Annotated in this window: 22 protein-coding genes and 1 pseudogene; 7 read left to right on the top strand and 16 right to left on the bottom strand. The window is 35.2% G+C overall.

Annotated elements, in window-relative coordinates; genetic code table 11:
* Positions 1-58 precede the first annotated feature (58 nt).
* Positions 59-208, bottom strand: coding sequence for a hypothetical protein (locus tag D569_RS24520; RefSeq protein WP_018934332.1), 150 nt, complete (start codon positions 206-208; stop codon positions 59-61).
* A gap of 119 nt (positions 209-327) precedes the next feature.
* Between D569_RS24520 and D569_RS24165 the strand changes: the two genes are divergently transcribed.
* The 3 genes and pseudogenes from D569_RS24165 to D569_RS23240 form a co-directional block, all read left to right on the top strand.
* Positions 328-552 (top strand): spore coat associated protein CotJA, encoded by a 225-nt coding sequence (locus D569_RS24165; protein WP_083939089.1) that lies wholly within the window; start codon positions 328-330, stop codon positions 550-552.
* Positions 549-818 carry a spore coat protein CotJB gene (locus D569_RS0120605; protein WP_018934331.1) on the top strand — a complete coding sequence of 90 codons (270 nt, stop codon included), beginning with the start codon at positions 549-551 and terminating at the stop codon, positions 816-818. Before D569_RS24165 ends, D569_RS0120605 begins: the two co-directional genes overlap by 4 nt.
* An 18-nt stretch (positions 819-836) precedes the next feature.
* Positions 837-1211: pseudogene (locus D569_RS23240) on the top strand (manganese catalase family protein); the annotation flags it as partial.
* Positions 1212-1238: 27 nt separating this feature from the next.
* Here D569_RS23240 and D569_RS23750 read toward each other — a convergent pair.
* The 4 genes from D569_RS23750 to D569_RS0120580 form a co-directional block, all read right to left on the bottom strand.
* The gene (locus D569_RS23750; protein ID WP_018934329.1) at positions 1239-1859 is read right to left on the bottom strand and encodes a hypothetical protein; all 621 of its coding nucleotides are present in this window, start codon (positions 1857-1859) and stop codon (positions 1239-1241) included.
* Positions 1860-1925: 66 nt separating this feature from the next.
* Positions 1926-2093, bottom strand: coding sequence for a hypothetical protein (locus D569_RS24515; RefSeq protein WP_018934328.1), 168 nt, complete (start codon positions 2091-2093; stop codon positions 1926-1928).
* Positions 2094-2104: 11 nt separating this feature from the next.
* Positions 2105-2692, bottom strand: a complete 588-nt coding sequence (locus D569_RS0120585; protein WP_018934327.1) for a replication-relaxation family protein — start codon at positions 2690-2692, stop codon at positions 2105-2107.
* Entirely contained in the window at positions 2634-3773 is a 1140-nt protein-coding gene (locus D569_RS0120580) for an FtsK/SpoIIIE domain-containing protein (protein WP_018934326.1), read from the bottom strand. Before D569_RS0120580 ends, D569_RS0120585 begins: the two co-directional genes overlap by 59 nt.
* Positions 3774-4080: 307 nt before the next feature.
* Here D569_RS0120580 and D569_RS0120575 point away from each other — a divergent pair, with 307 nt between their 5' ends.
* Both D569_RS0120575 and D569_RS23230 read left to right on the top strand, forming a co-directional pair.
* Positions 4081-4284, top strand: a complete 204-nt coding sequence (locus D569_RS0120575; RefSeq protein WP_018934325.1) for a helix-turn-helix transcriptional regulator — start codon at positions 4081-4083, stop codon at positions 4282-4284.
* Positions 4285-4297: 13 nt separating this feature from the next.
* Positions 4298-4519, top strand: coding sequence for a helix-turn-helix domain-containing protein (locus D569_RS23230; protein ID WP_018934324.1), 222 nt, complete (start codon positions 4298-4300; stop codon positions 4517-4519).
* Between the two features lie 29 nt (positions 4520-4548).
* Here the strand turns inward: D569_RS23230 and D569_RS0120565 are convergent, their stop codons facing one another.
* Positions 4549-4797, bottom strand: coding sequence for a hypothetical protein (locus tag D569_RS0120565; RefSeq protein ID WP_018934323.1), 249 nt, complete (start codon positions 4795-4797; stop codon positions 4549-4551).
* A gap of 140 nt (positions 4798-4937) precedes the next feature.
* Between D569_RS0120565 and D569_RS23745 the strand changes: the two genes are divergently transcribed.
* Positions 4938-5261, top strand: coding sequence for a YolD-like family protein (locus tag D569_RS23745; RefSeq protein ID WP_018934322.1), 324 nt, complete (start codon positions 4938-4940; stop codon positions 5259-5261).
* Entirely contained in the window at positions 5249-5626 is a 378-nt protein-coding gene (locus D569_RS0120555; RefSeq protein WP_018934321.1) for a YhjD family protein, read from the top strand. Before D569_RS23745 ends, D569_RS0120555 begins: the two co-directional genes overlap by 13 nt.
* A 195-nt stretch (positions 5627-5821) precedes the next feature.
* Here D569_RS0120555 and D569_RS0120550 read toward each other — a convergent pair whose 3' ends face one another.
* The 10 genes from D569_RS0120550 to D569_RS23210 all read right to left on the bottom strand — a co-directional run.
* On the bottom strand, positions 5822-6463 hold the full coding sequence (locus tag D569_RS0120550) for a hypothetical protein (RefSeq protein ID WP_018934320.1): 642 nt from the start codon (positions 6461-6463) through the stop codon (positions 5822-5824).
* The gene (locus D569_RS0120545; protein WP_018934319.1) at positions 6453-7169 is read right to left on the bottom strand and encodes a DUF3800 domain-containing protein; all 717 of its coding nucleotides are present in this window, start codon (positions 7167-7169) and stop codon (positions 6453-6455) included. Before D569_RS0120545 ends, D569_RS0120550 begins: the two co-directional genes overlap by 11 nt.
* A 150-nt stretch (positions 7170-7319) precedes the next feature.
* A complete protein-coding gene (locus D569_RS23740) occupies positions 7320-8429 on the bottom strand; it encodes a peptidoglycan-binding protein (protein WP_018934318.1) in 1110 nt (369 codons plus the stop codon).
* Position 8430: 1 nt separating this feature from the next.
* Entirely contained in the window at positions 8431-8682 is a 252-nt protein-coding gene (locus tag D569_RS0120535; RefSeq protein ID WP_018934317.1) for a phage holin, read from the bottom strand.
* A 31-nt stretch (positions 8683-8713) separates the two neighbouring features.
* Positions 8714-9016 carry a hypothetical protein gene (locus D569_RS0120530; protein ID WP_018934316.1) on the bottom strand — a complete coding sequence of 101 codons (303 nt, stop codon included), beginning with the start codon at positions 9014-9016 and terminating at the stop codon, positions 8714-8716.
* A 56-nt stretch (positions 9017-9072) separates the two neighbouring features.
* Positions 9073-9507 (bottom strand): hypothetical protein, encoded by a 435-nt coding sequence (locus D569_RS0120525; protein WP_018934315.1) that lies wholly within the window; start codon positions 9505-9507, stop codon positions 9073-9075.
* A gap of 66 nt (positions 9508-9573) precedes the next feature.
* Complete coding sequence (locus tag D569_RS0120520) at positions 9574-9786, bottom strand: hypothetical protein (RefSeq protein ID WP_018934314.1); 213 nt, start codon at positions 9784-9786, stop codon at positions 9574-9576.
* Positions 9786-10205, bottom strand: a complete 420-nt coding sequence (locus D569_RS23215) for a DUF1617 family protein (protein ID WP_018934313.1) — start codon at positions 10203-10205, stop codon at positions 9786-9788. Before D569_RS23215 ends, D569_RS0120520 begins: the two co-directional genes overlap by 1 nt.
* Before the next feature lie 17 nt (positions 10206-10222).
* On the bottom strand, positions 10223-13849 hold the full coding sequence (locus D569_RS0120510) for a phage tail spike protein (protein WP_018934312.1): 3627 nt from the start codon (positions 13847-13849) through the stop codon (positions 10223-10225).
* A 31-nt stretch (positions 13850-13880) separates the two neighbouring features.
* Positions 13881-14174: phage distal tail protein (locus D569_RS23210; RefSeq protein ID WP_033405288.1), on the bottom strand; the 294-nt coding region annotated here is incomplete at its 5' end.

Here is a 14174-nt window from a genome sequence, read left to right as displayed (position 1 = left end):
GTATGTTCTAATATCTGCTTCTGAAATGCGCAGCTTCGTCCTGATTTTTTCAAACCATTTAATAACGAACCATATATATATTAACATGTTTATTTTCAGAAACATAGCAAACTTGTTTGATCGTTTGATTGATTACACTGATAAATTTATAGACTGTTTCCAAATGATTAATTTTCAAATGGGTTAAGACAGAATTGTAATAGGACATGATGCAACCTCCATACAATGAAATGGAAGTGAATGGTTTTTATACTATAAATTTTGAGGATGATAGGATAAAAAAACTTCAAAGGAAGCCTCACTTTATTCGAAAGAAAGGAGAATATCATGTCTTTTACACTAACTAAATGTTACTCCCCGTTCGTGAGCAAATTTGATCCATGTAAGCCTGTCTTAACCAAGTGCTATTCTACACCGCCTAATTTATATATAGGTTTTCAGCCAAACAATACAGAACAATTCCACACTGCTAGAGAAGCACTTTTTGCAGGAACGTTATGGCCATGTTTGTACGATCCCTACTACTCGAAAAGGAGTGAATCAAACGAATGACAAAGGAAAAGTCACTACCAGAAAGTTATTATCAGTTAATGGAACAAATTCAAGCTGTAGATTTTGTCTTAGTAGAGCTAACATTATATCTTGATACCCACCCCCAAGATTTAGATGCCATTAAACAATTTAATCAAGCTGCTTACGAAAGTAAACAGTTAAAAAACCAGTTTGAAGAACGATTCGGCCCTCTCATGCAATATGGTCACAGTTATTCCAGTTATCCATGGAATTGGAAAGAAGCACCATGGCCTTGGCAAGTGTAAAAAGGAGGAATATCTGAAATGTGGTATTACGAAAAAAAATTGCAATATCCGGTTAAGGTAAGTAGGTGCAATCCGACGTTAGCCAAATATTTAATTGAACAATATGGAGGAGCCGACGGAGAATTGTCAGCTGCTTTACGCTACTTAAATCAACGTTATACCATACCAGACAAAGTTGTTGGCTTATTAAATGATATTGGTACAGAAGAGTTTGCACATCTGGAAATGATAGCTACTATGATCTATAAATTAACAAAGGACGCTACTACAGAGCAATTAGTGGCTGCAGGATTAGGTGAACACTTTGTTAACCATGACCATGCATTATATTATCAAAATGCAGCTGGGTCACCATGGACAGCAACATATATCCAAGCGAAAGGAGATCCTATTGTTTTTAAAGACACAAAAAGCACCTACTTATTCGGTAGGTGCTTCTTCATCTTCCACTAACTTCACATGGGCTTCATTATTTTCATCAAAGTCTACATTTTCGATAAGTGTAGCTGTGATCAAAGGCCCTCCTAATTCTTCATGTTTGCCATTATAAATGCCATACGCTCTTATAATATCTCCTTCTTTGAATTCAGCTCCTGGATCAAAATCTTTGACTATATATATGCCGTAACCGTCTCCCTCATATGTGGACACCATAAATTCTTGTAGTTTTTCTTCTGGTTCATCCAATACTTTGCCTTCAATAAACACACGTTGATCTGATTCTGCTTCACCACTATTCAATTCCACAAAATCAGCTTCAACTGCTTCGTCTTTTAATTGTTCATCTAATTCCTCTTGTGTAACCTCGCTATCTTCTTCTGTTAAAGCTTCCTCTTCGTCTTCCTTTACGTTATTAGCTGTAACTGGTTCGTCTGGATCGACAACAGGCTGATTTCCCCATCCAATAAACCAAATCAATACACTAGAACAAATAACAATGACAGGAATAATAGGTGATTGTTTTATCACTAACATAACGATTAATAGTATTATACCTATTATGAAACATACGATTCCCAATAACTCCATAACTTCCCACATATTCCAATCTCTCCTCTCTCTATACCATAATAATACAATTACTTTTTACCTATGTAAAGACAGCCATTAATCGACTGTCTTTCTAGTCAAATCACCAAGCACGTTTTGATGTACCTTGGAAAGATCATGAATCACATTAACCATTTCATCCTTCCGCTCCTGGTTCTCTAATTCTTCCGTAACCTTTATTAACATATCCATGGCCTTGCTTATCTTTTCAGCGTTCTTAAACATTTTAATCCCTCCTAATAAATTTGATATTTTAAATTACTTTTTACACATGCATCTTCTAACTTCCGCTTACGTGTTTCAGATAATGAGTACCATATTAATGTAGGAACATGCTTATATTGCTTAGCAATCATGTTGGATAGTTCTTTATACTTCTTAATCTTTTCATAGTTAGTTTTCATTGTTTGCACGTTGTCGATTTCAACAAAGTGATATATCCCATTCAGTTTAAACATTGCATCTGGTATCAGTGTTTCGGTACCAAAGTTTATTGGTACTTCCTTCTTCCAGTCATTAGGCATACCTAGCTTGATGTACATATCATTACGCATTAATGTGTGCTGAATCTTGTCACGTTTTAACTTGCTTTGATTGGATCCCACGCGTTCTTTCCCTCGATTACTTAGATAGTAGATCTTCTTTTCATATCGTACAGACAAGAGTAATTTATCCTTTTCCATTTGGTGTAATATTCTTCTAGCGTTTCGATCACCCCCTAAACTTTCAATGACCTGCAACTGTTCTCTGGTTGCAAAATTAAGATCATCCAAACGTAATAAAATCCGCTCCTCTCTCTTCTGTTTTTCTATTTGTTGAATCATTGACCTCATACCTCCTTAATTCATCCAATATCGTTTTGTCACTTATAAACGGTACCTGAATTATTTGCTTCTCATGTGTTCTATAGATGGCCCTACCTGGTACATTTAATTCCTCTGCTCCCTTTTCATCAATAGCAACACGACTTGCTACTTCTGTTGGTAATCGGAAGCTAATCTTTACATCACTGTTCTGTTTGATTTGACGTGGTAATGTATCTGCAGTTGGGTATTGTGTGCAAAAAATATTACGGTACCCAAGTGCTCCAGCTACTCTACAAATTTCAGATAAAACTTGCTGACAATATCTAAATTTATTTTTAGTTTCTCTATCATGATGTGCAGCTGGTGTAAGTTCCGCTGCTTCATCAGTAATAATAAAAGTGCGTTTATTTATATTCGTATCTAATACATTTGAATAACCTTTGTTTTTAAAGTGCTGCATATCCGATTTTATTTTTTTATTTATTTGCTGCAGTAATTGATAAGCATCGTCCACATTACTTGCTACCTGTTTGACTTGCTTTAATTTTTGGTATCGTGAAAACTCTAAGCCTCCTTTAAGATCAATAACGTAAAACTCCACATCTTCAGGATGATTGTAAATAAGATGTGCCAGGATTAATTTTAGCAGTACCGTTTTTCCTTGCCTTGTCATCCCTGCCACAGTTGCATGCGGTATCTTGTCAAAATCGTGATAAATAACTTTGGCACCAACAGCATAACCAATAGGCAATTGCCAACCATCAATTTTCGTAAATGCATAGTTATATTTACTTTTCAGATCTTCCTGGTACACGGTAATATACAATTTGTTTTTCATGACGATCTCCACTGACTTATTCAATGTTTTCTGCAGTATAGTTTCTAGTTTCGGATCGTCAATAAGACCATACGGCAAATGATAAATATACATTGTATATCGATCCGCTTTTATGGTCCTAATATGATATGGTAGCTGCTCTTTAAATCCATATCCTATATTTTTAAATACCAGGTTGATCTTCTCTTTTTCTGACTTTTCTCTAAAGAGCATGTGCAAGAATACATATCCACCTATGCATAACCCTGCTTCTAATAACACTATTCTCTCCTCCCTTCCATTTGGTATTCCGTTCGCTCTTCCTTTTACTATTCCGCACTGGAATTATGTTTGGAATATTCCGATGTTGCCATAACAACTATTAAAGTACTATAGACATGCAATAATTTCTTGTTCATATGAACGAAAAAGCGAAAGCGAATTTTGCTGAAGCTTTTGAGTGATAAGCTTTTGATAAATGATATGCATGGTGGGCTTGTTTGTTGAACTAAAAATACAATTTTTTTAACGAATATGATGAAGGATTTTCTTATTGCTTTGAAGAATATGTATAAATAGGGTGATGAAGATGACATTAAAAAGTAATATAAATGTATGTATTGCAAAAAAAGGACTGTCTAAAAAAGAGGTAGCTAATCGAATGAGGGTTAGTCAAACAGTACTATCAAGATGGATAAACGGACATAGTAAACCATCTTTAGAAAATGCTTTTAAATTAGCAGATTTATTGGATTGCAAAGTAGACGACTTATATGAAAGAAACAGTTGTTAGGATGATGTTTAAAATGGACGAACATGAATTAAGAAAACACGTAGGAATAAAAATAAGAGAATTCAGAATAAAAAGGAAAATAACTCAAAAAGAATTAGGTGAAAAGCTTGGAGTAAAACATAATACAATATCCGATTATGAACAAGGCTTATATAATTTAGATAGTTATATGTTGTATAAATTTGCTAACATTTTTAATAAAAAAGTTAGTGATTTCTTTCCCCAAAAAAAATAGCACCTACCCCATAAGTAGGTGCTAACAAATTATATAGCCGAATCATAGCTAAATTCTTTTACTCGATAGTATCCATTTTTTATGTTAAACCATTCATGATCGATGCATCTCTTTAATTCATTCAGCTCACTTGGTATACTCTTCACTTCATTCTCATAATACAGAAAATGTTGTTCTATCTCTTTATCATAAACCAAAATAGCTAGCTGTCCATTATCATAATGTCTAGTTGTTTGTATATTAAATCTAATCGAAGGCATTATATGATATTCTTCCATACTACCCCTCCTCTCCAACTGACATATATACTATTACTTTCGACACTAACTGTTAAATTCCTTCCAGAAAATACAATTTGCATAAATTCAATATTTGGATATATAATAAGAACAAACGTTCCTGTTGTGAGGTGATATTTATGATCGATCGGGGAAATAAGAAATGGACTGCAATGATGATGCCTGAACATCTGGAGATGCTGCATGAAATTTTTGAAGAAGAACAAAAGATTGATAAGCCAATTTTATCTGAAGATCAGTATCATGAAATGCAGATCACCATAAATGAAGCTATGCAATTTAAAAAGAAATTAGATATAGTCTACTGGAACAATCATAGGCTTCATACTATTGAAGGTTTTATCGAAAAAATCAAAGGAACAAATCTCACTATCGATACTGTAGACGGCATTGATTTATTAGACATTAACAATGTTGTGGAGTTGTCATTATGCGATATATAACAGATGAGGAATTCAAAGTAGCAAGCCGTTATTTGTTCTTGTCCATGGCTATTGAAGTGATCCAGAAGGATTTAGATACATTACGTAACAATAGCATCTTTAAAATTAACGAGCCTTATATACGTCTCCTGGAATCTATTGAGAAAAAAGCTATTGAGGAAAGACGTGAGTTGAAGCAACAAATGCATATGAAAAATCTAAAGGTATTACAGACAGGTAAAGATGACATGTTTACGGAGTATACTTTCTATTCTAAACGGAAAGAGGAAAAACGGAATTATTTTAATCCGGCGATAAGGAAGAAGGTATTGCTTATTCTTGAGGAGTTGTTTGAGTCGGTAAATAAGACAAAAATAATTCACTAATCAAACGCCTGAATTAATATAAGAATGTATTTAATAAACACGACATCAAATGCCGTGTTTATTAAATACATTTTTGGGTATATTATTAACGAATCAGCATTGACATGTTATTAAAACAATGCTAACTTATAAGTAGCTCATCTACCAAGTTGTAGAAGGAGACCGCTGGATTTCGCAATGCGATAACCAGCTTTTTTAATTTTTGTTTTGTGCAAATGAAGGTGAATAGTGGTTGAAATCTTTTTCAAATTGCTCCTTGTTTCTTTTGGTGAAGACAGGAAAAGCACTTATGAATTCGTATTTATAAACTGAACCGCCCCGAATATCTTCTTTTAGAATAACAACATAATCAACTAATTGAGATTCATATCTTATATAGTGTTTAAATACGTCATTTCTGTTTCTATCCTTTTCTGGTTTAGTCCACACAGTAATTCCTTCATCATTTTTGTTCGCTAGATTTATTATTTCAGGAATCCAATGAATTCTGGTCATCCGATATAAACATTGAGATCTTCCTAACTTTCTAAATTCTAAATGGGACCTAGTAATATCACATTTTGCATTACATTGATAATATGTTGCGTCATTATTACAAGGAAATATAGTGTAGTGATTTTTATCTTCTATAGAGCATATATGTAGAAACCTTTCAGGGAATCTAAGTTTTTCTCCTTTATACTCCTTATTAATGTTAAAAAAGATGAACTTATTGTTATAATTACTGCGAGCACTTTTATTCATAAACACATTATAGAAATTGCTCTCTATATTTGTTACTACTTCCATCAATGTATTACCAGTAATCAGCCTCGGACTTGATAATTTACCATACATTATTACTAACTCCTTGTGGATCCCATATAAATAAGTTAAATTTGTTTTCTTGTAAAGATGTACTCCTATTTAAATTTTTTTGAGAAATACTAATTATTTGGCTTATAACCTTCTGTTTCCCTTGGTTACCATTAAAGTATAGTCCACGATTAAAGTATGATAACGCTCCAATTAATAAATCACAAAGCTGCATTATCTCTGATTCATGAGAATGAATCTGTGTTATATCTTTAAGCACATCTTGATTAAAATCATAATTACTATTGCATAGAACCTCATGAAGCTTCCTTACTTTCTTACCTCCATTAGTATCCTTAATATCTAAGAAGACTCTATAATTTTCTTCAGGAAATATCATTGGGTCTAGGAGATAAAAATACATTCTATAATACCAATCGTCATGAGTATTACCAAAAGTCTTATGATCAAGATTTTTTTTACCTCTCATAACAATTCCTCTGAATCTTAAAAAATCATTATTAAAAAAATATTTAATTAAATCAAGATAAAAATCTATTTTTGAATTGGAAACTTTAGTCCACTTTATTTCAAACCAAGAGCTTAAATTATGTTGTTCTTTAATTCTTCTTATATCATTAAATATTTCTTTCTTTTTGCTTTCAGGAACAGCTAATCCACCAAGAACCATCACGTTAGATAAATCATTCTCTAGATGACAGCTCTCATCACAATATACATATATCATAAAACCATCCTCTAAATTAATACAAAGCAATTTTCTATTATTCTATCACAGGAGACAGTTATCCACAACTATAATTTAATTAAACAAAGGATTCATTAAACTTATCCACAAAAAAGGGCGTTCAGAAAAAACGCCCTCCTTTTCAATACTCTACTTAAATAACTTACTGAAAGTAACAGGTCCAGGTACTCCATCCACTGTAATTCCAAAAGATCGCTGGAACGCTTTAACTGCTTTTTCAGTTTCACTTCCAAAAATTCCATCTACTGCAATCTTATGATCTTTACAATAAAGCATAGCTTGAAGTATCCAAGTAAGGTTACCTTTAGCTCCCTTACGAACAGTTACAGATGCAGCTGCAGTTTTAGGCCCCCATATACCATCTACTTTTAGACCAGCTCCGAATTGTTTATTTAATTCAGTTTGATAAGCCTTCAATAATGCTTTATACGTTTCAGGACCGGGAATGTTGTCTACTGCAATGTTATAACCGTATCGATCATTTACTGTGTCTTGGATATCTGCAACTACTCCAGTAGCTTTTTTACTACTTGATTTTTTATTAGTGGTTCCACTTGATTTCTTAGCTTTACCAAGGTTGATTTTTTGTCCTATTTTTAATTTCTTAGGATCCACTCCTGGATTAGCCTTTTTCAGATCATCAACAGATAAATCTTTCATCCCTTTAGCAATAGACCAGAAAGTGTCACCTTCTTGAATTTTATAAGTGTTTGGCAAATCAGTTTTACCAGGAATAGATCCTTTTTCATTTAGAATCTTTTTATAGTCATACTCCTGACACTGCTTCCACTCATAACCACTGAATTCATGGTGCCCTTTCACATACTTTAAGACAGAATATTCTTTTTTAAGAGCATACACTAAACGACGTAAGCTATCTTCCTGTTCTTTGGTAGGTTCTTCATATCTGAAATCACCGGTTAAGCAAATACCTACACAATAATTGTTATGGTCACCAACATGGTACGTTCTTAATTCAAGATCATTACACCACTTAATTGTTCCATTTGGTTCAATTACATAATGATAACCAATGCCAGGCCAATCGTGAGTATCTACATGGAACTCTGCGTACCCCTCCGCATTTGAACCTCCAAGACCTTGTTTTGTTAAACTGTGGTGTAAGGCAATAGTTGTTTTCCCTGCCATAGATAGGACAGGGAACTTCTTAGACGGATGCTTTTTTAACTTGTTACGCACATCCTTAAATTTTGGTAAGTGTGATAGATTTCCGGCCATCTTATTTTCCCTCCTTCAATTGTTTTAAATGATCATCCGCAACTTTAGCCGCAAACGTAAAGCTGTTGTTTTTCCAATAAACCCAAATACCAGCTGCAGTATTAGCGACAATCGAAACACCTTCTACAATTTGCTCACTGCCAAAAGGTAGCAACGGATTACCAGCAATCGTAAAACCAGTATTGATTGATGCAATAGTAAAGGCGATTAACCTAACCCACTTGTTGTCGATCTTTTTTAATTGTTCTTTCAACTTACTCACCTCCTTCAAATACAATAAAAAATCAGCCCTTATCTGGACTGATTGCATCAATTCTCTTATGTGCTTGTTTACTTGATTCTTCTACCCTAGTTACTCGTTCACCAAGTGCACCAATTTCTCTCGCGTTGGCTCGCAAATCAATTCTTATGTTTTCGACACCATTGCCGATGTTATCAAGCTTAGTCTCAATAACGGCTTCTCTAGTTGCATCATTTTTAATGTTTTCCTGGTACTGTGTCTGTTGCTTTTGTTTGTTCAACTGGTAACCTAGATAAGCTATTACAATTGATGCAATAGATAGTAAAATGCCTATTTCGATCGTCATGCTTAATCCCCCTTCTATCTGTTTTTGGGTATAAAAAAGAGACCATTTTAAGGTCTCTAATCTTCTCCTAAATCATTTTTTAGTTGTCGGTTTTCTTTTTCAATACTTTCCACATGCTGATTTAACATAGAATCAAGTGATAAAATGGTATCTCTTGCCGAATTATATAGTCCTTTTTTTACAAAAATTAAAGAGTTGACGCCATTCATATTTTTATAATCTCTAAGGTTAAATTTATTTATTTTTAGCTCTTCCGGATCCCAATAGTAAACATCTTGGTCATGCTCAGCTAGGACTAATACATCTCCTATTTCTCTCCTGTATTCAAGGCTATTCGTAAATCCTTTAGATAAATACCACCTTGCAATTTCTTGATACTGCTCCATAAGTTTAAAAAGTGAATCCTTTTGTTGCTCGTATAAAGAATTGTTTTCGATTAGCTTCTCTTCTAAAACTATATGCTTTTTTTCAAGTTCTTTTATAGTTATCATTTTAAACAACCTCCTCCTTATCATAATTCGACATAAAGGAGGAAATTCCTGCATAAAAAATACGCCTTACGTGGCGTTGATTTCATTCAATAAATGCTCTTGTGCTTTAGCTTCTAATGTATCAAAGGATCCATCTTGGTTAAATTCCTCAGCAGTTAAGTCATACACACCACTCACGCTTACGCTTCGATCATTATTTTTAGCTGAGTAGGATATTCTCACACTTGTAGCTTCACCATCATTATATTTAGTTTGTACGGATCTGATTTCAAAGTTCATTATGCTTCATCTCCTTTTTCAAATTGTTCGCATAGATAATCATAGACAAAAGCCTGCTGACCGCTCCACTCTTTATCCGAATTTAATAATACCGTTTTAACCGTCTTAAGCATCCCTTCATTATCACCCCCGTCAATGACTAACGCTTCATCATATAATTCTTTTAAATCTGCTTGGAATGCCTCTTGATCTTCGATGTCATATCGCTTACCATCATCAATTACAATTGGTTCTCCATCTTCATCACTTTTGGCATGTTCTTTTGCAAGCTGCGCTCTGTTCTGATCGACTTCTTTTAAGCGATCCTGTAGTTGCTTAATAAACTTGGTTCTATGACGTGACTTCTTCCCTTTCAGTGGGAAGTCCAGAAGTAGTTCAATTGACGGTTTTAGCATTCTGTTTTCAATTTTTACTTGCATGTAAATTCCTCCTGTTTTTATTTCCATCTACCAACTGCATATGTGTATACACTGTATGCGGTAGATGAAGTATTTCCACTAAGTGAGTACGTCCGTATTGGCACACTGCTAGCACTTGGAGGCCCTGTTGTGCCACAAACTCTACCCAGTGAAGCACACACAGCGCTAACTGATATTGGGTAACTATCATCAAATGAAACTGGAAAATCCCAATAGTCAGTATCCGAATAGGAAACACCAGATGAATACGTATTAGTTGTAGCCTGATTAAACGGTTGAGCCCAACATATTTGAATACCGCTAGCATATCGTATCCAACGACCACCTGCATTTGAGCCCTGGCTTTCTATGACTTCAGCAGGGTTCCCGTTAAATGTTAAAGAGCTCGAACTCAATTGCATATGATTGTTTCCCTTATTCATCACAAAGCCCTCGTCGGAATATACTCCTAAAACAAGAGAATCGTTTCCACTAAAAAATGCTAGAGCACCATTTTCTATTTCTAAATATCCACTATTACCATAGCTTGAAACAAAACTAGAACCTTCAATAATAGCCCCTTCAATCTTACCAGTGAACGTGGCATCCCCACCGAATACATGACCGTCAAAGTTGATTTGATCTGCATCAAAAGTGAATGAATCCGCTTCTTGCGTAAAGATCGAGCGTACGTCGTTTTCTTCTACTTTTTGCTGAATTTGGTTAGCGTGTTGTGAGATAGTAGATTCTGCAGTATCTACTCTATCCTCTAGATTATCAAATTCCGTTGTACTTACTTTTGATGTGATTTCTCCTGCTAGTTGTGTGATTTCAGAAGAGGCGACTGACATAGAGCTTTCTCTGCCAATTGTCTTCTCGTGTGTTACTTCTACAGTATAGTATGAAGTATGACCATATAGCCTTATAGAAGGTTTTCCGTCATCATCTATGAAAAACTCTGGTTGGTTGGACGATTTGCCCCCTTGCTCATAGATAATTTCTAAACTCCAACCGTTACTGTCTGAACTACCACTAGTAGAATTAGATCTAAAAATGGCTACTGCCGTTGTGTTACTGCCCGTTCCTGTTACTTTCCCTGTTACTTCATAGGTGTAAAGGTTACTAAGAGCACTTCCATCTTTTTCGGTTAAGTTTTCGGGGTTAGCAGTTCTCACACGGTAACTTTTTGTCCATCTTCCTGTATCGCTAACAGCATTCTCTACATAAATAGCATCAACCTTACTACTTATCTCCCCTGCTTGAATCTCTAATTCTGCATTTAAATCACTAATTTCTGATGTATGATCATCTGTTGTTGATTGCAAACTACTTACATCAGCACTAATACCATCATAAGCAACAGAAAGACTGCTTACTTCATTACTTAAGGTTGAAAAGTCACCTTCAAGGTTTTCAACTGCACTTTTCTCTGCTTTAGCTTCAATTTGACCAGCCATGATTTCTAAATCAGCTGATAAATTTTCTACTCTTGTTCCGACTGCTGAAATGTCAGCTTCAAAGTCTTCTGGTGCAGGTGACCAGTCAGTCGCTTTATTTCCTTTTTCAATTTTAATAGCACCAATTATACAAGTGCCATAGGTATGATCTGAAGGTGAAGATGAAGCGTATCTTATATATGGCATTCTTGTCTCGCTATTTGCAGTAAATTCAACCTTCGCAACTTGCCACCCTTCTATATTAGGATCAAATAAATCCCGATCATCTGAGACTGATCCATCTGTAGGATTAGACCCATTCAAGAAAAGATATGGAGTATCTCCTACTATGTGTTTATACCATATTTGCATAATATACTCACCAGCAGGTATTTGCGTTGTATTTTTAAATTCTCTTGAACCACTAGGTGATCCTTCAAATCTAATTGCATAATCTGAGAAAACTCCTTCTTCAATAACCGAAATTCCTGATCCAGTCCAATTGTCCAAAGTGCCATTTTGTACTGCACTATTTCTTAACAAGTTCCTATTCTCATAACTCAATGCGTCAAACTCTTCCTGTAATCCTTCAACTACAGTTGCATCAGCTTTAAATCCAATCGCTTCAGCATTAGCACTAATCTGTGTACCTTGTGTACTTACTTCATTTTCTAACAATTCTAAATCGGTAATTGCTAATGATAGCTGACCCTCAACTTCGTCTAGATCATACTCAACAGTTGTAATACGACCCCCTTGCGCCTGTAACTCGTCAGCATGATTAGCAACGTCAATAAGAAGATCATCAGTTGTTAATTGTAAGTCATCCACTGTATCATTAATGGTATTGACAAGATCACTATCAGCCTTAAATTGTAATTGACCATCTACATATTCCAGATCAGCTTTATCCAGTAACTCTTGGTCAATTTCTTCTTTTATTTGGTCAGTATGATTATTAGCGTTTTCCTCTGCCTGGTCTGCTTTTTCCTGTGAGCCTTGTTCTGTTTCAATTACTTCATCCCAACCCACATCAGTTTCAATCTTGTCGGCTGCGTCATTACCAGGTTTGTCTCGTTCTTCTATTTCTGGCTTGGTATAGGTAACTTCCGTAAGATCAGTCATGCTGATTTTGTTTTTAATTTGTTGTTCTAGGCTCTTCCAGATAGCGTCCACTTCTTCTTGGGTATACTCTGTAAAGTCACCTAATCGAACCTGTTTCTCCGCTTGATCTTTTATATCTCGATCTTGGAAAAAGATTCGTGCATCCAAATAAAGTGCAGGCTCATAACTGGTGTCTTTAATCTGAATGGTATCGCCAAAACGGAATTTTTTATGTTCTAGTCCCGGTACCTTTTCCAAATCAGCAATGGTACCTTCATAGGTAACAATCGCTTTAACACGTTTGGCAAGTTCTTGCTCTCCAAGTTCGATTAATCGCTCTTCAGTAGCATTCTCATCCATCTCAAACTGTGGTTCATAATCTTTAATAATATGCTTACCGTTACGTGCCCAGCGCTGAAAAGCTTCTTCATCCTCGACTACAACTTCTAGCCGATCACCATTTTCATCTTCAGGACCAATGACATTTAACGCTGTTACAATTTCTTCTGTATTTTCCACACGTCTTAGTCCTAATAAGTCTTTGCCAAACTCTACACGTCTACCGCGCCATTCACCAACACGCTCTAACAAGTCAACATATCTTCCTGTTATTTTCCCGTTGTCATGTTCTATCCGGAAATGTAACTCTAAATCAAACACAGATGCAAGTCGTTTTAAATAACCATAAGGGTGTGTACGACTCTCGAATGTGATTGTCCGTACTGCATCACTTTCAACAATTCCTATTCGCCATTCTGTGCCATCTAGTGCGATTCCTGCATGTTGTCCAACTGTTAGTGATGATGTTGTGTGTTCAGGTATGACTTTTGCTGTTCTTAGTTCCGCATAGCTGGCATAGCTATATACTTCCAATTCTCTTTCAATACGATCTTCCTGTATTTCATAAATAATAAATTCTAAAAAATCACCATCCTCTCCAGGGATGATGATTCGGTTATTTCCTTCTATATATGGTGAATAAGGCTTATCAGCATGTGTGGTAAAATCAAACGTTTCACTACCATCCTTTAAACTTTTTTTATGGCTATTGGAGATGACGTTTCGATACCTTATATGTGATAATGCTTCATAATTATTACCATCCGCTACAAATACTTGCGACATCCTTTCACCTCATTTCTTGCTTTGACATGGCTTATGAGTATCGTTCACGGTACCTTCCACTAATCTTGAGACTATCACTCGGAAGCACCACAAGCTGGTTTTCACCTTTTTTTAGAGTGAAGTAATCCACTCCTAACATATTATCCTCATACACTTCTCCATTTATATAAACTTGCCCGTTGTTAGTATGGTCAAATGTTATAATATCTCCAGGTTGAGCGATATATGGTGTCTGATCTTCTGTGACTGTTTGCAATGCAAAAACCTCAACGCTATTAATGCGTAATCGTGACGGACTTGGGCGGTCTTGATACTTCCCGACAAA

It is taken from the genome of Gracilibacillus lacisalsi DSM 19029 (genome assembly GCF_000377765.1).
GTDB classification, from domain to species: Bacteria; Bacillota; Bacilli; order Bacillales; family Amphibacillaceae; genus Gracilibacillus; species Gracilibacillus lacisalsi.
Note: the sequence above shows the minus strand (reverse complement) of the source record. Positions and strands in the feature narration are given on the sequence as shown.